Below are 22021 nucleotides of genomic sequence, written 5' to 3' on the forward strand. Positions count from 1 at the left end.
GGAGACACATGCGCGTGGCCCGCGAGACGGCGGCGGGGGGCTCGGAGGCGACTCTGACCCCCCGCCGCCGTGTGCGCGCCCCGAGTGGGCGACTGGTGCTCATGGCGTCCGCAGTGGCGGCCGCCGCGGTGGCCACCATCCCCTTGGTCTACCTCCTGGTGAGGGTGGTCCAGGCGGACGGCCACGAGATCGTGGACGCGCTGTGGAGCGGACGCATCGCCACCCTCATGGTCAACACCGTGGGGCTCGTGATCGCGGTCTCCACGGCGTGCCTGGTGCTGGGTGTGGCAATCGCCTGGGTTCTGGTGCGCACGGACCTGCGCGGGCGGCGCACCTGGCTCGTGGTGACGTCGCTGGCGCTCGCGGTGCCGTCGTACGTGGCGGCGTTCGGCTGGATCGCCACCACCGAGGTGCGCGGCTTCTGGGGGGCATTCATCGTGCTGACGCTGTGCAACGTGCCGCTGGTGACCCTGCCGACCATCGCGTCCCTGCGCCTGGCCAACTCGGCCAGTGAGGATGTGGCACGCACACTCGGGCGCACGCGTTGGCAGGCCTTCATGGAGACCACGTGGCCCCAGATTCGACCTGCCGCGCTGGCAGGGGTCCTGCTCGTGGCGTTGTACGTGCTGAGCGACTTCGGCTCGGTCGCGTTGATGCGCTATCAGGCCTTCACATGGGCAATCCAGGTCGCCTACGAGTCGCTGTTCGACCGCACGCTTGCGGCGGTGATGTCGGTGGTGCTGGCTGCGATGGGCATCGCGCTGGTGGTCGCCGAGAGGCGGCTCCGCGGGGTCCGCGCACGGTTCGGCTCCGCTGTGGCGGCCCGCTCCGCGCCCGTGCCTGTGCCGCTCGGCCGGTGGAGGTGGGTCGCTCACGGCGGTCTCGCGCTCGTCGCGCTCCTGTCGCTCGGAGTGCCGCTCGGGGCGCTCGCCAAGTACCTCGTGCTGACCACTGAGACTTCCACGACGGTGCAGCCAGGCGAGCTGCTGGCCGATGCCCTGTCCACAGTCGGGCTGGCCGCAGCCGGGGCCGCGGTCGCTCTGGCGCTCGCCCTGCCCATCGGCATCCTGGCGGCCCGGTTTCGGTCGCGCCTGGCGAGGGTCACCGAGTCGGCCAGCTATCTGGGACTGGCCCTGCCGGGGATCGTTGTCGGGCTGTCGCTCGTGTTCTTCTCCCTCAACGTGGCGCCGATGCTGTACCAGTCGATCTGGATGCTCGCCTTTGCCTACGGCGTGCTGTTCCTGCCCAAGGCTGTGGGCGCGGTGCGATCGAGCATCGGGCAGGTGGAGCCGGGCCTCGAGGATGCGGCGCGCACGATGGGGCTGTCCCCGGCACGGGTGTGGACACGCGTGACCGCGCGCATCGCCTGGCCCGGCATCGGCGCTGGGGTGCTGCTGGTCGCGCTCACAGCCATGAAGGAGCTGCCTGCGACGCTGCTGCTGCGGCCCACGGGGACCGAGACACTCGCCACGTCGCTGTGGCGGCTGACGTCCGGCACCGCCTACGCTGCGGCCGCGCCGTACGCGCTGGTACTGATTGCGGTCGCCGCTGTGCCAGCCTTGTTGCTGACGCGGGAGGTCGCTGGCGGCAGGCGCCAGCCTGAGGAGACGCTGTGAGCGAGCTGCAGGTGCGCAAGATCGTGGCCGGCTACGACGCTGCGCCCGTGCTGCGAGGCGTCACGTTCACCGTGCCGCACGGCAGCCTCACCGCGGTGCTCGGCCCCTCCGGCTCAGGAAAGTCCACGCTGCTGCGCGTGATCGCGGGTCTCAACCGGCCCATCGAGGGGGCGATCGTCATCGGCGGCACCGTGCTGTCCGGCCCGCGAGTGCATGTCGCGCCAGAACGCCGGAACATCGGGCTGGTGCCGCAAGACGCCGCGTTGTTTCCGCACCTCGACGTGCTCGCCAACGTGGGGTTCGGACTGCCCCGCGCCCAGCGCCGTGGTCAAGTGGCACTCGATCTGTTGGACATGGTCGGCATGGCCGGGTATGCGACCCGCATGCCCGGCGAGCTCTCCGGAGGGCAGCGGCACCGCGTCGCCCTGGCCCGGGCGCTCGCGACCGAGCCCGACGTGGTGCTGCTGGACGAGCCCTTCTCGGCGCTCGATGCCGCGCTGCGCGCCGAGGTCCGGGGCCAGGTGCGCCAGGTGCTGCGACGAGCGCAGACGACGGCCGTGCTCGTGACGCATGATCAGGACGAGGCTCTCTCGATGGCGGACCAGGTGGCCGTCGTGGACCAGGGTCGGCTAGTGCAGGTCGGCACGCCCGCCGAGATCTACGCGAAGCCGATGTCCCGGTGGCTCGCTCAGTTCGTGGGCGGAGCGCTGGTGCTGCCCGGCACCTGGCAGGACGGCATGGTGGTAGGTCCGCTGGGGGCGGTGCCCGCGAACCTTGCCGACGGCCACCTCGCGCATTCCGGCGACGCCGTTGATCTGGTGCTGCGGCCGGAGCAGCTGGCGATCACCGCGGTGGGGGGCGGGGCTGTGGGCATGGGTGCGGCGCCCGGGGTGAGGGCGATGGTGCGCGATGTGGCCTACTTCGGGCACGACGCGGTGGTCACGATGGATCTGCCGGCGTGCGAGGAGCCGGTGCAGGCGCGGGTGCTGGGAGACCAGCGATGGCTGCCGGACACCGAGGTGCTGGTGGGCGTGCGATCGGCTGGACTGGCCTTCTCGCGCTAGCCGCCGCTTCGCGGTCGCGATGTGGGCGCGGACGCTACTTGGACGCTGCGATGCAGCCCGCGACGTGGTCGTCGACGAGCCCGCACGCCTGCATGAGCGCGTACATGGTGGTGGGACCGACGAACACGAATCCGAGCGACTTCAGCTCCTTCGCCAGCGCGGCCGAGTCCGGCGTCGAACCTGGCACGTCCTCCCACGTCGCGGGCACACCCGTGCGCGCGGGCGGCTGGTGCGACCACACCACCTCGTCGAGCGAACGGCCGGCATTCTGGAGTGCGACGACGGCGCGCGCGTTGGTGATCGCCGCCTCGATCTTGCGCCGATTGCGCACGATCCCCGCGTCCTTCATGAGCCGCTCCACGTCGCCTTCCGCGAACGCGGCGACATCCTCGGGCTCGAAATCCGCAAAGGCCTCGCGGAAGGCCTCTCGCTTGCGCAGGATCGTCAGCCACGACAGCCCCGACTGGAAGCCCTCGAGCACCATGCGTTCGAACAGTGCCGCGTCGCCGTGCACCTCGTGGCCCCACTCCTCGTCGTGGTACCGCTCGTAGAGCGGGTCGCCATTGCCAAAGCACCGAATCAGGTCGTTCGTCTCCGTGATCATGGGTCCAGTCTGAAGGACCTCACGCCCGTGCGCGCCGGACCCGGGGGACAGGCTCGGACACGGGCGGTCACCCGGCTCCTGGGGACGCAAGCGCTCGCGCCAACCCCGCCCACGCACCACCCGAATGGCGCCCGCGCACCGCGCGCCACTATCGTGGCCAGCGCCATGACCATCCGTGATCTGCTGCGCGAGCACGCGCCCACACTCAGCTACGAGCTGTTCCCACCGCGCTCTCCCACAGCGGAGGCGACCCTCGAGGCGACCATGGACACCCTCGCAGCCACGGACCCGGACTTCATGTCCATCACCTACGGCGCCTCCGGTTCCACGCGCGGCACCTCGCGCACCGTGGTCCAGCGTCTCGCGGAGTCCCACACCATCCCCCCTCTCGCGCACCTCACCTGCGTGGATCAGTCCCGGGCGGAGTTGACGGGGGTCATCGAGGCGTACCTCGACGAGGGTGTGCGCGACTTCCTCGCACTGCGTGGCGACCCGCCGCAGGGCCAGGTGGACTGGCACCCCCACCCGGACGGCCTGCTGTACGCGAGCGAGCTCGTGATGCTGCTCAGGGAGGTCGCGAAGGCACACGGCGTCGACGAACTGAGCATCGGCGTCACCGCGTTCCCGGCCCAGCACGCGATCCCGCAGTGGCGCCAGCAGGGCCTCGACATCCTGCGCGCCAAGCAGGACGCTGGCGCTGACTTCGCCATCACCCAGGTCTTCTACGACGTGGATCACTACCGGGCGCTGGTGGCTGACGCCGCCGCGGACGGCATCGGCTTGCCGATCATCCCCGAGGTGATGCCGCTCGTGTCAGTGACCCGGGCGAACCGCGCGGCCCAGCTCACAGGCGTGCCGACCCCGGAAGCGCTCGTGGCGGACCTCGAGGCCGCGGAGGACGACGCCGCGGCGCGCAGCGCAGGCGTCGCCCACGCTGCGCGGCTGTCGAGCGATCTGCTGGATGCGGGCGCGCCCGGCATTCACGTCATCACGTTCAACAAGCACGAGGCCGCGCTCGAGCTGGTCTCACAGCTGCCACTGCGCCGTACCAGCGACTAGCGCCAGAGCTGGTTCAGGTGTTGTCGGCGGCACTCAGCGTCACCGGCGACCCGTGGCTCACGGTCCGGGACACCGTGCATGTCTTCTCCTCGGACGCCTTCAGAGCGGCGCCGATGCGCGCGCGGGCCTTGTCTCCGTCCTCGCCTTCGGGGAATGCGACATCGAACAGCACCTCGATGTCCCGCAGGAACGTCGGGGAGGAGCCCCCGACCTTCTGCGCGTCCACCGTGACGTCGAACTTGGTGGGCTCCGCGCGGCGCGACGTCATCATGTCGAGGTCCGTCGCCGAGCACCCAGCGATCGCCACCATGAGCAGCTCGATCGAGCTGAGCGCCCCATCGACGTTGTAGCCGAATCGGTACTCGGCGCCGTCGGCGTTGCGGGCGAGGTAGACGCCCTCCGCCTCGCGCGTGAGCGTGACCCGCTTGTCAGTGATCTCTTCCATGCCTGCCATCCTCGCATCTCGCAGGCCGGTCACTTCGACGCCTCCAGCGACGCCTGAGCGCGAAACCTGGTCACCCTCGAAGCGTGGGAGCGAGTAGCCACGTCCCCGCCTACCGACTAGACTCGCGGGCGCACGCATCGGCGCTGAACGCACGCGTCGACCAAGCGCAATGGCGAGCCCGCCGCGCACCGAACCTCCATGAGGAACCATGTCTGACATCACCAATGCATCTGCCCCTGCGCCCGCCTTCCCCGGCGGCACCATCCTTGGTTACCCGCGCATCGGCCGAATGCGCGAGTTGAAGCGGGCCCTCGAGTCGTTCTGGAAGGGTGGCTCGTCCGAGACGGACCTCGAGTCCGTCGCGAAGGAGCTGCGCGCCGCGAACCGCGACCGCCTCGCCGCGCTCGGCCTCGGCCGCACCGACTCGTCCATCCCGTCGAACTTCTCCTTCTACGACCACATCCTCGACGCCGCGGTCACGTTTGGCGCCGTCCCCACTCGGTTCTCGTCGCTGCGTGACGAGAACGGTGCGGTGGATCTTGCCGGCTACTCGACCATCGCGCGTGGCGAGGGCGACAAGGCCCCGCTCGAGATGACCAAGTGGTTTGACTCGAACTACCACTACCTGGTGCCCGAGATCGGCCCCGAGACCGAGTTCACGCTCTCCAGCCAGCGCTGGGTCGACGAGTTCGTCGAGGCCAAGGAGACAGGGTTCGTGACGCGACCGGTCATCACCGGTCCGCTCACATTCCTGCACCTGTCCAAGCCCAGCGACGACGCTCCGACGGGATTCGATCCCATCGAGCGTCTGGACGATCTGCTCGCGGTCTACGTCGAGCTGCTTGCGGCTTTCAAGGCCGCAGGCGCCGAGTGGGTGCAGATCGACGAGCCCATTCTGGTCGCCGACATCGACGCCGATCGTGCGGACGTGCTGGCGGACGCCAAGAACGTTTACGAGACCCTCGTGGGCGCGCCCGAGCGGCCGGCGCTGTTCGTCGCCGCCCCGTATCACTCGCTCGACGACGCGCTGCCTGTCCTGAAGGACGCCGGCGTCGACGCGATCGGCATCGACCTCATCCGGGGCTCGGTTCCGGTGGACGTCGACCTCACGGGCGCGACCATCGTCGCGGGAGTCGTCGACGGACACAACATCTGGCGCACCGACCTCGACGAGGCACTGCGCAAGGCCGATGCGGTCGCGGCCCTCGGTGCGACCGTCACCATCTCCTCGAGCACCAGCCTGTTCCACGTCCCGCACACGCTGCAGGGTGAGGAGCACCTGGGGGAGGAGCTGCTGAGTTGGCTCGCGTTCGCGGACGAGAAGGTCTCCGAGATCGTCACCCTCGCATCGGCGCGCTCGCAGGGCGAGGACGCCGTCGCCGGCGCCCTTGCAGAGTCTCGCGCGGCGCTCAAGGCTCGCGCCGAGCACCCCGGCACGAACCGCGCCGATGTCCGCGACGCTCTCGCGGACGTCGACCCGGGCTGGTTCGAGCGTGCACCGTATTCGGCCCGCGCCGCGGCGCAGGCCAACCGGTTCCACCTGCCGGAGCTCGCCACCACCACCATCGGCTCCTTCCCGCAGACCCCCGACATCCGCAAGGCTCGCGCCGCGTGGGCCAAGGGCGAGCTGTCGGACGCCGACTACGAGCAGGCGATGAAGGACGAGATCGCCTCCGTGGTGCGGCTCCAGGAGGACCTGGGTCTGGACGTGCTGGTGCACGGCGAGGCCGAGCGCAACGACATGGTGCAGTACTTCGCGGAGCTGCTCGACGGCTTTGACGTCACCAAGAACGGCTGGGTCCAGTCGTACGGTTCGCGGTGCACGCGCCCCTCGATCCTGTGGGGCGACGTCGCTCGCTCCGCGCCCATGACCGTGCGCTGGGCGCAGTACGCGCAGTCACTCTCGGACAAGCCGGTCAAAGGCATGCTCACGGGCCCGGTCACCATCCTCGCGTGGTCGTTCGTGCGCGATGACCAGCCGCTGGGCGACACCGCCAATCAGGTGGGTCTTGCGCTGCGCCAGGAGATCGCGGACCTCGAGGCGGCTGGCATCGGCATCATCCAGGTCGACGAGCCCGCGCTGCGCGAGCTGCTGCCTCTCAAGAAGGCCGAGCAGCCCTCCTACCTCGACTGGTCGGTCAACTCGTTCCGCCTCGCGACCTCGGGAGCGAAGGACGACACCCAGGTGCACACGCACCTGTGCTACTCCGAATTCGGTGAGATCATCGACGCGATCGACGGCCTGAACGCCGACGTCACGTCGATCGAGGCCGCGCGCTCGCGCATGGAGGTCCTCCCCGCGATCCGCAGCCACGGCTACGAGCGCCAGATCGGCCCGGGCGTGTGGGACATCCACTCGCCGCGAGTGCCCTCGACGCAGGAGGTCACCGAGCTGCTCCAGCTGGCCAAGGACTCGATCCCCGGCAAGCAGCTGTGGGTCAACCCGGACTGCGGCCTCAAGACCCGCGGCTACGAGGAGACCACCGAGACGCTGACGCACATGTTGGAGGCGACGCGCGCCGTCCGCGGCATGTAGCCGCAGGCCCAGACGCGTACGAAGGCCCGGCTCCCGCGAGGGAGACCGGGCCTTCGTGCGTGTGGGCTTGAGGATCCTTACGGGCAGGCCGCCTGTTCGACGTAGCCGTTCTGGGCGTCGAACCGCACGCCCGGACTGGCCGCTTTGTCGCCGTCCGGGTGTCGCAGTTGCACGCACCACGACTCGAGATCGCCTTTGGTGAAGGTGACGAGCTCGACGCCTGGCGAGGCCCCGAACGCCACCTCCCCGTCGATGGTGTACCTGCGATTCCCGTCCAGCGCGACGGAGGGGTCGCCCCCCTCGTCATAGGCCGCTCGCACCAGCGTGCCGAGGTTCATCGCGTCGGACTGTGCGGCCGCGTCATTCCCCTTCCTGGAGTGATCCAGGTAGAGCGGAATGGCGATGGCCGCGAGCAGTGCGACGATGAGGATGACCACCAGCAGTTCAGGCAACGAGAAGCCCGAGTCGGATCCCCGCCGTGAGGTGGGGACTGTCATTGTTGTCTTCTTCCATAGTCAACCCCGCCTGGGCGGGGGCCATCCGCTATGTGCCAGAGCACCTCGAGGACGGCGCGACCATCGTCGCGCAAGGCCATGCGAGCGCGCAAGACCCCTGTCCGACGGGCCTTCCTGCGAGCGTCCGATGCGCGGGTTGCGGTGGTGCGCGCGCTCAGCGCGCAGAGACGTCCAGTTGGTAGTACGCGACGTCGATCCAGCGGTCGAACTTGCGCCCCACTTCCCGCAGCTGGCCGACCTCGGTCCACCCCGTCGCGAGATGGAGAGCGATCGAGGCGTCGTTGGGCAGCGCGATCAGCGAGATCGCCGAGTGCGCGTGGGACGCGCGGAGCCGGGCGATCAGCGCCTCGTACAGCTCGCGGCCCAGGCCCCGCCCGCTGGCGCCATGAGCGAGGTAGATCGTGGACTCCACGGAGTGCAGATAGGCGGCGCGGGGGCGATAGGGGCCCGCGTACGCGTAGCCGATCACCGAGCCCTCGTCCTCGAGCACCAGCCACGGCAGTCCGAGTGCCTGCACGCGAGCGATGCGCGCCGCCATGTCGTCCGCGGACACCTCGTCGTACTCGAAGGTGATGACGGTCTCGCGCACGTAGGGGTTGTACAGGGCGGCGATCGCTGCGGCGTCGGCGCTTGTGGCATCGCGGATCATAAGCACATTCTGCCGTGCCGACAGCGAGAATGATCGCGCGCGCCGGTCGCGCTAGGAGGGCAGACCAGGGCGGGCCCCGTCCGCGGCCGGCGCGGACCCCGGCGCCCGTCGCTTGCCCCACCAGGTCCCGGGAGGGGGGATCTTGTCCGCGAAGCGCATGAGCAAGGAGCCGGTGATGGCCAGGATCAGCACGTACGCCGCGGTGAAGGGCCCGAGCTGAGACTCGACTCCCGCTGCGACGCCCAGCCCGGCGATCACAATCGAGAACTCACCGCGGGGCACGAGCGACAGCCCGGTGCGCCAGCGGCCCTTGGGCCCTATTCCATTGCGCTTGGCGGCCCACATTCCGGTGTAGATCTTCGTGATGGCGGTGACCAGGGCGAGCGCCAGTGCGGGCAGCAGCACGGGCATCAGGTCGCGCGGGTCGATCAACAGCCCGAAGAACACGAAGAACAGGCCGCCGAACACGTCACGCAGGGGCGGCAGCAAAGTGCGCACGTCGTTCGCCACCTGCCCGGACAGGGTCAGTCCCAGCAGGAAGGCGCCGACGGCCGCCGAGACCTGGACCGCATCGGCCAGTCCGGCGACCAGGAAGGTGAGTCCCAGCACGCCGAGCAGCAGCAGCTCACGCGAATGCGAGTGGACCAGCCGCGACACGTGGCGCGAGAAGTACATGGACACGACGAAGGCCAGCGCGACGATCGCGAGTGCGACTCCAGCGGCGATCGCGCCCTGCAGCAGCGACGCGCCTACCAGCAGCACCGCGACGATGGGCAGGAAAACCGCCATCACGATGTCCTCCATCACCAGCAGGCTGAGGATCACCGGCGTCTCGCGGTTGGCCACGCGATCGAAGTCGTCCAGCAGGCGCGCGATGACTCCGGAGGAGGAGATGTAGGTGACACCGGCGAGCAACAGCGAGGCCGTGGGCGACCACCCCAGCATGAGGCCCACTGCGAAACCGGGGACGCCGTTGGCGACGCCGTCCAGCAGGCCTGCGGCCCAGTTCGACCTGAGCCCATTGCGTAGGTCCTCGGGAGAGTATTCGAGGCCGAGGAGCAAGAGCAGCAGCACCACCCCGATCTCGGCGCCGATCTCGAGGAACTCTTGTCCTGCGCTCACGGGGATGAAGCCGCCGTCTCCCATGACCAGACCGGCGAGCAGGTAGAGCGGGATCGAGGGGATTCCGATGCGAGCGGCGACGCGCCCGAGTGCTGCGAGCACCAGCAGAATGATGCCAAGCTCTATGAGCACCGCGCCCGCGTGACTGGTCTCCGGCTCGGGAAGCACCTCCAGCGGCAGTCCGGTGGCGAGCATCGCTACCCCGTCAGGATCGAGGTTGCTCCGCGTACGGCATCGGCGCGTCCCATCACCAGCACGGTGTCACCTGCGCGCAGGGTGAAATCCGGCTCGGGGCCGGGGATCCCGTCCTCGCCGCGGATCACGGCGACGACGGACGCCGAGGTCTCCGTGCGGATGCGGCCCTCTCCGATGGTGCGGTCCGTCAGCCCTCCTGAGGGGGGCATGGTGATCCACTCGATCGACAGTCCTTCGACCATGTGGCTGAGCGCGTCAAGCCGAGCGGTGATATTGGTGCCGCCCAGCAGCTCTGCAACCTTCGACGCGTCGCCTTCGGACAGCTCCACCGTGCCCTTGCACGAATCAGGATCCTCGCGGTCGTAGAGCGCGATGTCGCGCTTGCCGTCGCGCCGGACCACGACGCCTACGTGGTCTCCGCCTTCAGCCTGGAACTCGTAGCGGACGCCGATGCCGGGGAGCGGAGTCTCGTAGATGTCCATAGGCCTAGTCTGGCACGACCCGGATGCGCTCGATCAGGAGGGGCTCAGGCCTCGTCCACAACGCCCAGCTCGATGAGCCGTTCCCACGCCATGCGCATCAGGAACGGGTTGTCGATCTGGATGTGCCGGAGCGCCGCGTGCACCTGGAACGCCTTCGAGCGCGCCGCAGTGGCCTCATCAATGCCGCCATAGCCGGTCCAGAACTCCTCGCTCATGTCGGACGAGAGCAGGTTGACGCCGTAGCCGAGATCGGCCGCCGGGTCGCCGGCGCCGAAGTTGTGCCAGGCCAGGATGCCGGCGAAGGCGCCGCGGTCCGAGAGCACGGCGCGCGGCTCGAGTCGCCCATGAGTCCACGTGAACGTCACGTCATCCGAGGCCTCCGCGCCCTCGTCGTAGATCGCGCGAGTGGCGGCGGCATCGAGCACGCGGTTCTCCGGCGCCCCGCGCTCCACCGCGAAGGCGAGCAGCTCCTCGAACTTGGGGCGCAACTGCGGCAGTCCGATGCCCGTGCGCGGATTGAGGGGAGCCCCCGACGGGCTTGGGGTGTGAAGCTCTCGCAGCGCGCCGCCGAACGGACGGGCCGAGTCGACGTGTAGCGGCACGAACCCCGCGGTCGATGCGGAGATCCACCGCACCAGGTTCCAGTGCCAGGGGTAGCCGTGCCCGGGCGTGCCGGTCGCGATCGGGTGGCTCGACGGGAAGCTCCAGCGCTGCGCGGGCTCAGCGATGAGATCGACCACGCGCGCGAAGTGCTCGTCCCGGCCCGGCATCCGGGGGAAGATCGCGCCGTAGTCGTCCCCGATCCTCATCGCGAACTGGTCCTCAAGGGTGTAGCGGCGGCCGAGTTCTCGCCCTGCCAGCTCAGGGAACTGCTCGTCGACGAGGGCACGCACGGTCTCGTCGGGGACGACAATCGGGGCGTCGGGGGACATATGGTCAGCCTAGCCGCGCCGGTGCGACCCACAGCCGCGCATGCACCAGGATGTATCCATGACCTCAGAAGGCGTGTCCGCCACCGATCCCACGACCGATCAGCAGCGCCAGTCCGCCGTGATCGTCGACCTCGACGGCACTCTCGCTCACATGGGCGACAGGCACCCGTTCGCGACCACCGGTTACGACCTCGACACGCCCAACAAGCCCGTGCTCGAGGTGGTGCGCGCGCTCCACCTGGTGGGCCACACGATCGTGATCATCTCGGGCCGCAAGGAGGTCTCCCGGGCAGAGACGCAAGCGTGGCTCACGGCCCACCTCCCCGTGCCGTATGAGGGTCTCCACCTCCGTCCCGATGACGACGACAGGTCCGACGGGATCGTGAAGCAGGAGATCTACCACTCCGAGATCGCGCCGCGCTTCGACGTGCTGTGCGTGCTGGACGACCGCAATCACGTGGTGGACATGTGGCGCGACGAGCTCGGTCTCACGTGCCTGCAGGTGGCTCCGGGGGACTTCTAGGCGAGCTCAGTCCTGGGCCCGGCGAATCCGCCACTCGCGGTCCAGGATGGCGTACATCGCATCGTCCGACACCTCGTCCTCGACCCAGTAGCGCTCGCGCCGAACGCCCTCGTGGATGAAGCCGATCCTCTCGAGCACCTTGATCGAACTGATGTTGTGGGGGTGGGTCGAAGCCTCCACCCTGTGCACGCCGAGGTCGAACACGGCGTAGTCGACGAGGCGCGCGGTGGCCTCGGTGGCGTAGTAGTGGCCCCGTGCCCAGGGGTGGAGCGTGAAGCCCACCTCGGCCGTGCGGCCGTTCTCCGACAGCCAGATCGCGACGTCACCCAGGACCCTGTCGTCACGCAGCCGGACCACCGCCAGCTGGTACCAGTGCCCCGGGAGCGGCCCCGGCCGTGACGTGACGTCCGCGATCAGCTCCTTGGCTCGTTCGACGGGGTAGGGGGCCCGCCACGCCTGGTACTGCGCGGTGCTGGTGTCGGACCGGCGCTCGGCGAGATCCTCGGCGTCGTCCATCGTCATGGGCCGCAGCGCCAGTCGCTCGGTCCGGAGGGTCTCCATCTCTCGACCTTAGCCCGCGCCCCCTTCACGCGCTCGATACCTGTCGCGGTTGCCGTCGCGCCGCGGGCGCACGCTGAAGAGTCACCATGCCCACGTTGCGTCGCCCATTGCGTCCTGGATAGTCATTGCGACCCATCTGGCGACAGCCGGATTACTCTCGTCGCATGCCGCGATTGCGCCGCTCACGCCCCTCCGAGCCGGGACTGACGCGCAGGCGCGCGGGCAGGGGCTGGACGTATCTCGACGAGGCCGGCGAGCGCATCGGCGACACGCAAGTAATCGAGCGGATTCGTGCGCTCGCGATTCCGCCGGCGTGGACGGACGTATGGATCTGTCCCTGGCCCCACGGACATCTGCAAGCCCTCGGGACCGACGAGGCGGGGCGGCGCCAGTATCTCTATCACCCGGCGTGGCGGGAGCGCCGCGACCGCGCCAAGCACGAGCGCGTGCTCGACGTGGCGGCGGGTCTGCCCGCAGCGCGGGCAGTCGCCGATGCCGACGCAAGCCGCGGGGACATGTCTCGCGAGCACGTGCTCGGGATCGCATTCCGGCTGCTCGACCGCGGACTGTTCCGCGTCGGCGGCGAGGGGTATGCGGCGGACAACGGCACCTATGGGCTCGCGACCATGCTCCGCGAGCACGCCCGGGTGACGTCGGACGCGGTGGTGTTCGACTACGTGGGGAAGTCGGGCAGGCAGCGGCACGTGGTGGTGCGCGACGCAGAGGTCGAATCCGCCATCACCACCCTCAAGCGGCGCGGCGACGACGGCCCTCAGCTGCTCGCCTGGCGCGAGGGAGGCACCCCTGTGCGGTGGCACGACGTCACCAGCGAGGACATCAATGGTTATCTGCAGATGGTGGTGCAGCCAGATGCGACGGCGAAGGACTTCCGCACGTGGCACGGCACGGTCATCGCGGCGCAGGCCTTCGCGAGCGCCGGAGACGCCGCCGAGATGACCCCGACTGCACGCCGGCGAGCAGTCGCCAGCGTGATGCGCGAGGTCGCGGCTCAGCTCGGCAACACTGCAGCCGTCGCCCGCGCCTCCTACGTCGATCCACGTGTCGTCGACCTGTGGGAGGACGGGATCTCGATCGCTCCGGTGGTGCAGGCCTTGGGGGAGCATGGCGAGGAGCTGTTCCCGGGGGCCCGAGACGCGGCGATTCAGCGTGCTCTCGAGCAGGCGGTGGTCGACCTTCTGACGACGTCGCCGGTGGCACTGGATCGCAAGCTCCGGCGCAGCGCCCGCCGCGCGCGGCGGGTCGCGGACGCGACCGAATGACTGGCCCTACGCGGCCCATGCGGCGTCGGTGTCGGCCCAGTCGCGCATCGCGCGCAGCCCCGCGGAGCGATAGGGCTCGTCGCCGATCGACGCCAGCGTGACCGCGAACGCCACGGCCCGCGCCGCGACCCGGAGCCGCCCCGGACTGCCCGCCCCCGCTCGCATCGGCCCTTGCGCCGTGCCGTAGGCCTGAAGCAGGGCGTCGGCGTGAGCCGAGCCGACCAGCGTGCACGCCTGCCCGAGGTCCGTCGCGGGATCGGCGGCGCCCGCGTCGCCCCAGTCGAGCACCCCGGCGAGGCGCCCGCCACGGGTCAGCACGTTGGCTCCGTGCAGATCGAGGTGCGACCAGGTGCGTGGCGGGTCCGGTGTTTCGGCGCCAGCCTCGAACACGGCGCGCAGCACGTCGGCGTGCGCGAGGCTGATGTCGCCAGCGTCCTCAAGTGCCTGGAGGCGGCTGTCGAACACCTCCGCGACCTCGGGCAGCGAGCCAGATCGGTATGGATTGAGGGGGGCATCGTCCGGAACTGGCTGGTGCACCTGGGCGAGCGCGACGCCGAGGTCGCGTGCGCCGGCATCGGTCAGCGGGGCGTCGTACGCCAACTCGCCTGTCACCCACGGCACCACGCTCCACCGCCAGGGGTAGTCGTGAGCAGGCTCCCCGATGCGGATGGGCACCGGTGCGGGGAATGTCCAGCGGTGGCCGATGCGCGGCAGCCACTCCAGCTCCGTCGCGGAGATCGCTGCGCCCGCCGCGCGGCGCGGAAGCCGCACGGCAAACGCCTTGCCCAGCCGGAACGTCGTGTTGTCCCAGCCCTCGACACGGCCGCTGATCTCAAGCTCCGCCAGGTCTGGATGCTGGTCCGCGAGCAGTGCTCGCACCAGGAGTTCGTCGATCGCCACCTCCGCAGGCGGCGTGCGCATCGTCGTCACCCTGCCAGCGTATGCCCCTGCGCAAGGGGCTCGGTCACACGCGCCCAGCGCGGCGCAACCCGCCCGATGCGGGGGTCACCTGTTCACCGCGTGCGCCCCAGCGGGACATGAGTGCAGGATCTGGCCCGCATCTTGCACTCATGTCTCTTCAGCGCGCACGGGGACGCTCGTGGAGCAGGGTGTGCGTGTCGACGGAGCCCGGGGATCGCGACCCGGTACCGTCTCGACATGGAAATGTCGAGCATTGCGACTTGGACCCTTCAGCAGGAGATCCCGGTCCCGGACGATGTGAAGTCGCTGCTGGTGCAGGGAGAAGAAGCCGTGGCGTCGTTCAAGACGTTCCGCGACAGTGCCACCTTCACCACCAAGCGGCTCATCGTCAGGGATGCCCAGGGCCTCACGGGCAAGAAGGTCGAGCTCTACTCGCTTCCTTACAACTCCATCAACATGTGGTCGACAGAGAACGCCGGCACCTTCGACTTCAACGCCGAGGTGGAGTTGTGGACGCGCGCTGGGCACATCAAGATCAACCTTGCGAAGGGCGTGGATGTGCGGCGTATCGACAGCCTGATCGCGTGGGCTGTGCTGCAGCACTAGTGCCGGGCCTGCCCGCTTGTTGAGCGCCAGCGGTCATGAGCTGCAACTCGCGGGCCCGAATCCGCAGTCAGTGACTGCCAGCGCGCGCGAGGCGGCTGCACGTCTACGCCCTGCGACAATGGCGCCATGAGCGAGGACGAGCCCAAGCCCGACCGCAAGCGCTGGAATCTCAACATCCACTACCAGCGCGATGTCGTCGAAGAGATCCCCGAGACGGCTCGCACCGCGCTCGACGTGGGCTGCGGAGAGGGACTGTTCGCCCGCACCCTCGCGGCGCGCGGCCTCGACGTCACGGGAATCGACGAGGACGCGGACAGCATCCGCCGTGCTCGCGCTCAGGACACGGCGCGCATCGCCTACGTCGAGGCCGACGTGTTCGAGGCGGACCTGCCTCGCGAGTCCTTCGACGTGGTCGCGTCTATCGCCTCGCTTCACCACATGGATCTGGAGGCGGGACTCGAGCGCCTCAAGGAGCTGACGGCCCCGGGCGGCACGGTCCTCGTCGTGGGCCTCGCGAAGGCCACGTGGCGCGACATCCCGCGCGAGATGGCGGCCTCCGTCGCGGACAAGCTGCAGCGCCTCTTCCGCGGCTACTGGGACCACGGCTCACCGTGCGCTTGGCCCCCGGGGCACACCTACGAGGACGTCAAGCGCGAGTCCGCTCGGCTCATGCCGGGCAGCACGTTTGCGAAGAAGCTGCTGTGGCGCTACACGCTCGTGTGGACCAAGCCCGCCGCCGAACCCGGCCCGATCGAAGGCTGAGCCAACCGCATCGGCCGCCCGCGCATCGGCCCCACTACCCGTGGTGCGTGGAGGCGCCCATGCGGCGCACGGCCTCCGTGATGATGTCCGGGTGCGTCGCGATGTTGAGGCGCACGTGCCCGTCGCCGCCCGCGCCGAAGGTGGGTCCGGAGTTGAGCGCGACCTTCGCATGCTCGAGGAAGTGCGCGGCGGGGTCGCCCTCGAGCTCGAGCGGTGCGCAGTCGATCCACGTGAGGTACGTGGCCTCCGGTAGCCGGTAGTTTGCGCCGGCCAGGTGCTCGTCGATGAGCGTGCCCAGCAGCCGCCGGTTGGCGTCGAGGCCACCCATGAGGTCGTCGAGCCATTCGCCGCCGTGCCGGTACGCGGCCGTCTGCGCGACGGTGCCCAAGTGTGTGGGCCCGTGGTGAGGGGACGCCGCATATGACGCGAGCTCGCGCTGCACCCCGCTGCCGCCGATCACGACGGCGGCAGGGACGCCGGCGAGGTTCCATGCCTTGGAGGCGGCCATGAGGGAGAACGCGTTCTCCCCGCCGTCGACGGACAGGTAGGGCACGAACTCGTGCTCGGCGTAGACCAGCGGCGCGTGGATCTCGTCCACGACCACGCGGACTCCATAGCGGGCCGCGAGCGCGGCGACCTGCTCGAGCTCGGCGCGAGTGTGTGCGGTGCCAGTGGGGTTGTGGGGGCTGCACAGCAGGTAGGCGGCGGGGCGACCGCCCTCCGTGGCACGCCGGAAGGCATCTTCGAGCGTGGCGAGGTCGAGCCGCAGGTCGTCGCCAAGCGGGGCGTCGACCACGTTCCGGCCCGCCGCCTTGAGGTAGGAGAAGAAGGGCGGGTACACCGGGGGGTTTACCACGACATCGCTGCCAGGCTCGGTGAGCATGGAGATCACATCGACGTAGCCGGTGATGACGTCCGCCACCGTGGTCATGTGACCGGGCGACACCGTCCAGTCCCACCGCTGCGCTGCGAACTCGGCGAGCGCCTCGGTGTAGGCGGTTCCTGCGGGATAGCCCAGGTCGCCGCCCACCACCGCCCTCTCGAGCGCCTCTCGCACCGCCGGGGCGGGCGGAACGTCCATCTCCGCGACCCACAGCGGAAGCACGTCAGCGCTGTACCTCCGCCACTTGGCCGAGGTGCGCGTGCGCAAGGAGGCGAGCGTGAGCTCGGTGAGCGGATTGGCGCGCTGAGGCGCGTGGGCAGGAATGGCCATCCACACACTGTGGCGAACGGCCGATGCGCGCGCAAGTCCGTTCTGGCCGCGCGCCCCCTGCGAGGTGCGGCCGGGTCTTCTTACAATCAGCGCATGGGCAAAGGCGGCAAAGGCAGCAAAGGCAGGCACTTTCCCGTGGGTGTGCTGATCGCGGTCCTGCTGGTCGGGCTCGCGGCCTATGGTGCCTATTGGCTTCTCGGGGAGTACGGATACATCGGGGACCAGTCGCCGGAGGCCACCGCGTCTCCTCAGGTAGGAGCCGTCGCTGCCGATGGCCGTCCCGAGTGGCTGCAGGGCACCGCGTACGAGCTGCCGCCGATGACGAGCCCCGAGAACGAACAGGAGCCCCCTGCCCGGATTCTCGAGGGATGGGTGTGGGAGCTCGCCGACGATGATTGGTCGCTGAATGTGGTCCGGGAGGGCGAAGGCGACAACTACACGTGGCTCTCGGACTTCCAGGCGCTCTACCTGGTGAGCCCCACCGACGACCTGTTCAAGATCTCCGACCTGCGCACCGACTTCGACATGGACCTGGTGCATTGGGATCCCGAGCGCCGGGTCGCGTGGATCAGACGAGCCGGCAAGTCCGACCTCGAGCAGGTGATCGAGTACGACCTGCTCTCTCTCGACAGCACCGAGGACTTTGCCGGTTCCGTCGTGAGCTCGGCGAACGTGGTCGAGGGAGGGCTGGCCAACATCGAGTACCGCGCCGACCAGCCTGACCAGCGCGAGCTGTGGGTGACCTACGACCCTGCGGGTTACGCCACAGGGGTGCTCTGGCGGGAGGGGACCGAGTGGGAGCCGAGCCTGGTCTCCGACCAGATTCGCCGCATGGCGCAGCAGGGGCTGACGCGTGAGCGCGGCGTGGACGCCTGGTTCGACCCGGGCACGCAGCGGGCTGTCTATCACGGGGTGTTCATCGACCCCGATACGGAGACTCTGGCGGACGAGATGTGGGTGGTCCACGATCTGGCCACCGACGCCGTCGACGACATGGCCGTCGTGTCGGCTCCTCGCGACGACTGCCGGCCGGTCGATGGACCACGGTCGGGAACGTTCGAGGGCGACCGCATCGTCGCCGACTGCGGCGGTGCCGAGTACTTACTCGACCCGTACGGCAACGAGGCCCCGGTCGAGCGCTGATCCGCGTCTAGGCGCTCTGGCGCCGGAACACCCGCGTGCCGATCGCGATGCCTCCGAGCACGAGGCCCACCGTGATCGCGACGCCCCAGAGTGCGATCGGGTCGCCGAGCTCCCCGCGGAACATGGCGCGCACGCCCTCGACCACGTGCTTGAGGGGGTTCACGTCCGAGAGCAGCTCCAGCCACCGGGGCGCGAGCGACATGGGCAGCAGGATCCCGGACAGCAGCAGCAACGGCAGCGCCACGCCGTTGAGCAGCGGCGCGAACGAGTCCTCGGACTTCAGCGTGAGTGCGACCGCGTAGCTGAGGGACGCGAAGCAGGCGCCCAGCAGCGCGACGGTCCCCACCCCCGCGACCAACGCCCACCACGGCGCGCGCAGGCCGAACAGCAGGGCGACCAGCACCAGAATCGTGCCCTGCACCAACAGCACCACGACGTCGCGCATGACCCGGCCCAGCAGCAGCGAGGCACGGGACGCGGGCGTGACCCGCATGCGCTCGATCACGCCGGAACGCCACTCCGAGATGAGCCCAAAGCCTACGAAGCTGGCGCCGAAGAGCCCCAGCTGGACCAGCAGCCCGGGTACGAAGATCTGCCAGGCGTCCGCGTCCTCGCCGAACGCACGGGTGTCCGCGATCGTCTCCAGCAGCGGACCGAACAGGGACAGGTAGAGGATGGGCTGGAGCAGCCCGAACACCACCCACACGGGCTGGCGCAGGCTCAGGCGCATGGCCCGGGTGAAGATGATCCAGGTGTCGCGAGCGATCGTCATGTCAGTCCTCCTCGTCCCGCAGCGACCGACCGGTCATCGTCAGGAACACGTCGTCCAGCGTGGGTCGACGCACGGCGACCCCCTCCACGTCGTGCGAGTCGCCGAGCCCGCGCAGCAGCCTGGGCAGCGCCGACGCGCCATCGGGAACGGTGAGCCGCACCATCTCTCCGTCGACTTCGGAGGGCAGGTCGCCGAGAATGGCGGCCGCGGCATCGGCCAGCGCCTGGGCGGCAGCGGCGCTAGTAGATGTGAGCAGCACCTGGTCGCCGCCCACGGAGCGCTTGAGCTCCTCCGCGGTGCCCCGTCCGACGATCTCGCCGTGGTCGATCACGAGCAGGCGGTCGCTCAGCGCATCGGCCTCGTCCATGTAGTGCGTGGTGATGAACACCGTCGTATCGAAGTCATCGCGCACACGGCGGATGTGGTCCCAGAGGTTCGCGCGCGACTGGGGGTCGAGGCCGGTGGACGGCTCGTCAAGGAAGACAATGCGTGGCTCGTGGATGAGCCCCATCGCGATATCCAGGCGACGGCGCTGCCCGCCCGAGAGCGTGCCGCACTTGCGCTCCCACACCCCGTCCAGGTCGAGGCCGCTGAGCAGCGCCTTGCCGCGGTCGGCGGCGACCCTGCGGTCGATGCCGTACAGCCGCGCCTGGTCCACGAGCTCCTCGCCGGCGACCGCGCTCGGGTCCGTGGTGCCCATCTGCGCTACGTAGCCGATCGAGCGGCGCACGCTCACGGGGTCCTTCGCGAGGTCGTGTCCGTTGACGGTCGCCGTGCCGCCGCTCGGGTCGAGCAGGGTGGTGAGCATGCGCAGCGTCGTGGTCTTTCCGGCACCGTTCGGGCCCAGGAACCCGACGATCTCGCCCGTGTCGACCGTGATGTCGACCCCCTTGACGGCCTCCACGGTGCGCGGTGTCTCCTTGCCGCGGCCGCGGACCTTGTACGTCTTGCGCAGGCCGCGCGCCTCGATGATCGGCGTGCTCATGTGGAGAACCTCCTGAAGGGACAGCAGAAGTGAATGCCGAAGCCCAGGCTAGTGCCCGCCTCCCACATGAGGCTCCGCCCAGGGGCGCAGACGTACGCCGAAAGTCGCACATGAGCGAGCGCCATCTTTCAGTCCTGAGGCGGTCGTCCTGGACTCCCGATCTTCCTACGCTCGAAATCAACCGAGCAAGAGGAGAGATCATGATTGAGGCACAAGCCCTGACCAAGCGGTACGGCACCGTGACTGCGGTGGACGATATGTCGTTCACGGTGGCTCCCGGCCGAGTGACAGGGTTCCTGGGCCCGAACGGGGCGGGCAAGTCCACCACCATGCGCATGACCGTGGGACTGGACGCTCCCACCAAGGGATCCGTCGCCGTCAACGGTGCGCGGTATGTCGACCACGGAGCGCCGCTGCGAGAGATCGGCGTGCTGCTGGACGCGAAAGCGGTGCATCCAGGACGCACCGCGCGCAATCACCTCACGGCGATGGCGGCGACCCACGGCATCGGCCGCTCGCGTGTCGACGAGGTGATCGATCTTGCAGGGCTCGCCACAGTGGCTGACAAGCGGGTGGGCGGTTTCTCGCTCGGCATGGGGCAGCGGCTGGGCATTGCCGCGGCCCTGCTGGGGGATCCGCAGACGCTGATCCTCGACGAGCCGGTCAACGGACTCGATCCCGAGGGCGTGCTGTGGGTGCGCAGGCTGACGCGATCACTCGCCGACGAGGGGCGCACCGTCTTCTTGTCGTCTCACCTGATGAGCGAGATGGCCCTGACGGCAGATCACGTCATCGTGGTCGGCCGAGGCCGCGTGCTCGCGGATGCGCCGGTGGCGGACCTCATCGCGGCCGCGCACGGAGAGCGGGTGCGAGTGATGAGCCCCCACGCCGAGCGACTCGAGGGGTTGCTGCGCGAGCGTCGCGCCACAGTGGTCGCCACTGGCCGCGACTCCCTCGAGGTCACCGGCCTCAGCGCGGCCCAGGTCGGCGACGCGGCTGCGGGCGCCTCCATCGCCCTGCACGAGCTCACGGCACTGGGCGGTTCACTCGAGGATGCCTACCTGCAGCTCACCGCCGACGACGTGGAGTTCCGCTCCGCTCCCACAGATAAGAACGACAACGGCGCCATGGCGTCTCGACACGAAGGTGGATCACGATGAGCACGACTGCACTGGCCACGAAGACCTCCCCGACGAACGGTCCCGCGACGACTGCCGGGCCGGTCACACTCAGGCGCACCGTGGTCGCCGAATGGATCAAGTTCCGTGGGCTGCGGTCCACCTTGTGGACTCTGGTCGCCATGGTCGCTCTACTCGTCGCGGTGAGCGTGCTCGCCGCGTGGGGGACGACCACGCAGATGGTGGACGCCGGCCCCGGCCAAGGCAACGTGGCGCAGTATGTCAGCGCCGGGTACCAGCTCGCTCAGCTCGCGGTCGCCGTGCTCGGCGTCCTGGCGATGGGCGGCGAATACTCGACAGGTGGCATCCGGACCACTCTCACGACGGTGCCGCGCCGATGGATGGTGCTGGTTGCCAAGGCCATCGTCCTTGGCGGCGCGGTCGCGGCGGTGACGCTCGTGTCGATGGTGGCCTCGTACATCGCGACCATGCCGTTCCACGACACCCTGGGGCTTGAACTCGACCTCTCTGACTCTGAGACGGTGAGAATGCTAGTGGGACTGCCCTTGTACCTCGTCGCAATCTCCCTGCTATCGCTTGCGATTGGCGCGCTCATGCGGCACACTGCCGCCGGACTCACCCTCGTGATCGCGCTCCTGCTAGTGGTCGAGAACGTGATTGCCTTGGTGCCGCTGCGGGCATTCGACCTGGTAAGCCCATTTCTTCCCATGACCGCGGGCAGCAAGGTCCTGTTCGACAGCGATACGCTGGCAGCGATTGACAACGTCAACACCGGGCCGTACCTGACCCCGTGGGTCGGCTTCGGTGTGCTCGTGGCGTGGGCTGTGACCCTGCTCGCTTTGGCGATGGTGTCGCTGCGACGCCGTGACGCGTAACTGAGCGGCGGAACGTGAGGGC

At 69.3% G+C, this 22021-nt stretch carries 23 protein-coding genes; 11 read left to right on the forward strand and 12 right to left on the reverse strand.

Translation table 11 applies throughout. From position 1 onward, the window contains the following. The first annotated feature begins 8 nt into the window (after positions 1 to 8). Together ACNI3K_RS02915 and ACNI3K_RS02920 are read left to right on the forward strand one after the other, a co-directional pair. Positions 9 to 1616, forward strand: coding sequence for an ABC transporter permease (locus ACNI3K_RS02915; protein ID WP_419390355.1), 1608 nt, complete (start codon positions 9 to 11; stop codon positions 1614 to 1616). Then, the gene (locus ACNI3K_RS02920) at positions 1613 to 2680 is read left to right on the forward strand and encodes an ABC transporter ATP-binding protein (RefSeq protein ID WP_419390356.1); all 1068 of its coding nucleotides are present in this window, start codon (positions 1613 to 1615) and stop codon (positions 2678 to 2680) included. The genes ACNI3K_RS02915 and ACNI3K_RS02920 overlap by 4 nt, the downstream gene beginning before the upstream one ends. A 34-nt stretch (positions 2681 to 2714) precedes the next feature. Here the strand turns inward: ACNI3K_RS02920 and ACNI3K_RS02925 are convergent, their stop codons facing one another. Next, complete coding sequence (locus tag ACNI3K_RS02925) at positions 2715 to 3284, reverse strand: DNA-3-methyladenine glycosylase I (RefSeq protein ID WP_419390357.1); 570 nt, start codon at positions 3282 to 3284, stop codon at positions 2715 to 2717. 165 nt (positions 3285 to 3449) lie between these two features. Between ACNI3K_RS02925 and ACNI3K_RS02930 the strand changes: the two genes are divergently transcribed. Then, positions 3450 to 4343, forward strand: coding sequence for a methylenetetrahydrofolate reductase (locus ACNI3K_RS02930; protein WP_419390358.1), 894 nt, complete (start codon positions 3450 to 3452; stop codon positions 4341 to 4343). A 13-nt stretch (positions 4344 to 4356) separates the two neighbouring features. Here the strand turns inward: ACNI3K_RS02930 and ACNI3K_RS02935 are convergent, their stop codons facing one another. After that, the gene (locus ACNI3K_RS02935; protein ID WP_419390359.1) at positions 4357 to 4788 is read right to left on the reverse strand and encodes an OsmC family protein; all 432 of its coding nucleotides are present in this window, start codon (positions 4786 to 4788) and stop codon (positions 4357 to 4359) included. A gap of 208 nt (positions 4789 to 4996) precedes the next feature. On the opposite strand from ACNI3K_RS02935, the gene metE reads away from it, so the two are divergent. Further along, positions 4997 to 7324, forward strand: a complete 2328-nt coding sequence (gene metE / locus ACNI3K_RS02940) for a 5-methyltetrahydropteroyltriglutamate--homocysteine S-methyltransferase (RefSeq protein WP_419390360.1) — start codon at positions 4997 to 4999, stop codon at positions 7322 to 7324. A gap of 77 nt (positions 7325 to 7401) precedes the next feature. Here metE and ACNI3K_RS02945 read toward each other — a convergent pair whose 3' ends face one another. The 5 genes from ACNI3K_RS02945 to ACNI3K_RS02965 all read right to left on the reverse strand — a co-directional run bounded on the left by ACNI3K_RS02945 (position 7402) and on the right by ACNI3K_RS02965 (position 11219). Next, entirely contained in the window at positions 7402 to 7821 is a 420-nt protein-coding gene (locus ACNI3K_RS02945; protein WP_419390361.1) for a type IV pilin protein, read from the reverse strand. A gap of 172 nt (positions 7822 to 7993) precedes the next feature. Continuing rightward, positions 7994 to 8488: a GNAT family N-acetyltransferase gene (locus ACNI3K_RS02950; protein ID WP_419390362.1), complete on the reverse strand. Its 495-nt coding sequence runs from the start codon at positions 8486 to 8488 to the stop codon at positions 7994 to 7996. 51 nt (positions 8489 to 8539) lie between these two features. After that, on the reverse strand, positions 8540 to 9805 hold the full coding sequence (locus ACNI3K_RS02955) for a cation:proton antiporter (RefSeq protein ID WP_419390363.1): 1266 nt from the start codon (positions 9803 to 9805) through the stop codon (positions 8540 to 8542). Between the two features lie 2 nt (positions 9806 to 9807). After that, positions 9808 to 10287: a cation:proton antiporter regulatory subunit gene (locus tag ACNI3K_RS02960; RefSeq protein WP_419390364.1), complete on the reverse strand. Its 480-nt coding sequence runs from the start codon at positions 10285 to 10287 to the stop codon at positions 9808 to 9810. 44 nt (positions 10288 to 10331) lie between these two features. Then, positions 10332 to 11219 (reverse strand): phosphotransferase, encoded by an 888-nt coding sequence (locus ACNI3K_RS02965; protein ID WP_419390365.1) that lies wholly within the window; start codon positions 11217 to 11219, stop codon positions 10332 to 10334. A gap of 58 nt (positions 11220 to 11277) precedes the next feature. Here ACNI3K_RS02965 and ACNI3K_RS02970 point away from each other — a divergent pair, with 58 nt between their 5' ends. Continuing rightward, positions 11278 to 11742, forward strand: coding sequence for a phosphatase domain-containing protein (locus tag ACNI3K_RS02970; RefSeq protein WP_419390366.1), 465 nt, complete (start codon positions 11278 to 11280; stop codon positions 11740 to 11742). A 6-nt stretch (positions 11743 to 11748) separates the two neighbouring features. On the opposite strand, the gene ACNI3K_RS02975 is transcribed toward ACNI3K_RS02970, so the two are convergent. Next, the gene (locus tag ACNI3K_RS02975; protein ID WP_419390367.1) at positions 11749 to 12303 is read right to left on the reverse strand and encodes a GNAT family N-acetyltransferase; all 555 of its coding nucleotides are present in this window, start codon (positions 12301 to 12303) and stop codon (positions 11749 to 11751) included. A gap of 164 nt (positions 12304 to 12467) precedes the next feature. Here ACNI3K_RS02975 and ACNI3K_RS02980 point away from each other — a divergent pair, with 164 nt between their 5' ends. Further along, positions 12468 to 13583: a DNA topoisomerase IB gene (locus ACNI3K_RS02980; protein ID WP_419390368.1), complete on the forward strand. Its 1116-nt coding sequence runs from the start codon at positions 12468 to 12470 to the stop codon at positions 13581 to 13583. A gap of 6 nt (positions 13584 to 13589) precedes the next feature. Here ACNI3K_RS02980 and ACNI3K_RS02985 read toward each other — a convergent pair whose 3' ends face one another. Continuing rightward, positions 13590 to 14504, reverse strand: coding sequence for a phosphotransferase (locus tag ACNI3K_RS02985; RefSeq protein ID WP_419391093.1), 915 nt, complete (start codon positions 14502 to 14504; stop codon positions 13590 to 13592). Between the two features lie 237 nt (positions 14505 to 14741). Between ACNI3K_RS02985 and ACNI3K_RS02990 the strand changes: the two genes are divergently transcribed. Then, complete coding sequence (locus ACNI3K_RS02990; RefSeq protein WP_419390369.1) at positions 14742 to 15110, forward strand: PH domain-containing protein; 369 nt, start codon at positions 14742 to 14744, stop codon at positions 15108 to 15110. A gap of 126 nt (positions 15111 to 15236) precedes the next feature. After that, on the forward strand, positions 15237 to 15872 hold the full coding sequence (locus tag ACNI3K_RS02995) for a class I SAM-dependent methyltransferase (protein ID WP_419390370.1): 636 nt from the start codon (positions 15237 to 15239) through the stop codon (positions 15870 to 15872). Positions 15873 to 15906: 34 nt separating this feature from the next. Here the strand turns inward: ACNI3K_RS02995 and ACNI3K_RS03000 are convergent, their stop codons facing one another. Further along, on the reverse strand, positions 15907 to 17085 hold the full coding sequence (locus ACNI3K_RS03000; RefSeq protein ID WP_419390371.1) for a MalY/PatB family protein: 1179 nt from the start codon (positions 17083 to 17085) through the stop codon (positions 15907 to 15909). A 93-nt stretch (positions 17086 to 17178) separates the two neighbouring features. Here ACNI3K_RS03000 and ACNI3K_RS03005 point away from each other — a divergent pair, with 93 nt between their 5' ends. After that, positions 17179 to 18228: a hypothetical protein gene (locus tag ACNI3K_RS03005; protein WP_419390372.1), complete on the forward strand. Its 1050-nt coding sequence runs from the start codon at positions 17179 to 17181 to the stop codon at positions 18226 to 18228. Between the two features lie 7 nt (positions 18229 to 18235). Here the strand turns inward: ACNI3K_RS03005 and ACNI3K_RS03010 are convergent, their stop codons facing one another. Next, positions 18236 to 19000, reverse strand: coding sequence for an ABC transporter permease (locus ACNI3K_RS03010; protein WP_419390373.1), 765 nt, complete (start codon positions 18998 to 19000; stop codon positions 18236 to 18238). Position 19001: 1 nt separating this feature from the next. Continuing rightward, positions 19002 to 19985 (reverse strand): ATP-binding cassette domain-containing protein, encoded by a 984-nt coding sequence (locus ACNI3K_RS03015; RefSeq protein WP_419390374.1) that lies wholly within the window; start codon positions 19983 to 19985, stop codon positions 19002 to 19004. 200 nt (positions 19986 to 20185) lie between these two features. Between ACNI3K_RS03015 and ACNI3K_RS03020 the strand changes: the two genes are divergently transcribed. Together ACNI3K_RS03020 and ACNI3K_RS03025 are read left to right on the forward strand one after the other, a co-directional pair. Then, positions 20186 to 21145: an ABC transporter ATP-binding protein gene (locus ACNI3K_RS03020; RefSeq protein ID WP_419390375.1), complete on the forward strand. Its 960-nt coding sequence runs from the start codon at positions 20186 to 20188 to the stop codon at positions 21143 to 21145. After that, complete coding sequence (locus ACNI3K_RS03025; RefSeq protein WP_419390376.1) at positions 21142 to 21999, forward strand: ABC transporter permease; 858 nt, start codon at positions 21142 to 21144, stop codon at positions 21997 to 21999. Before ACNI3K_RS03020 ends, ACNI3K_RS03025 begins: the two co-directional genes overlap by 4 nt. The last annotated feature ends 22 nt before the right edge of the window (positions 22000 to 22021 follow it).

The sequence above is a fragment of the Demequina ureilytica genome (assembly GCF_048553575.1).
GTDB lineage: Bacteria > Actinomycetota > Actinomycetes > Actinomycetales > Demequinaceae > Demequina.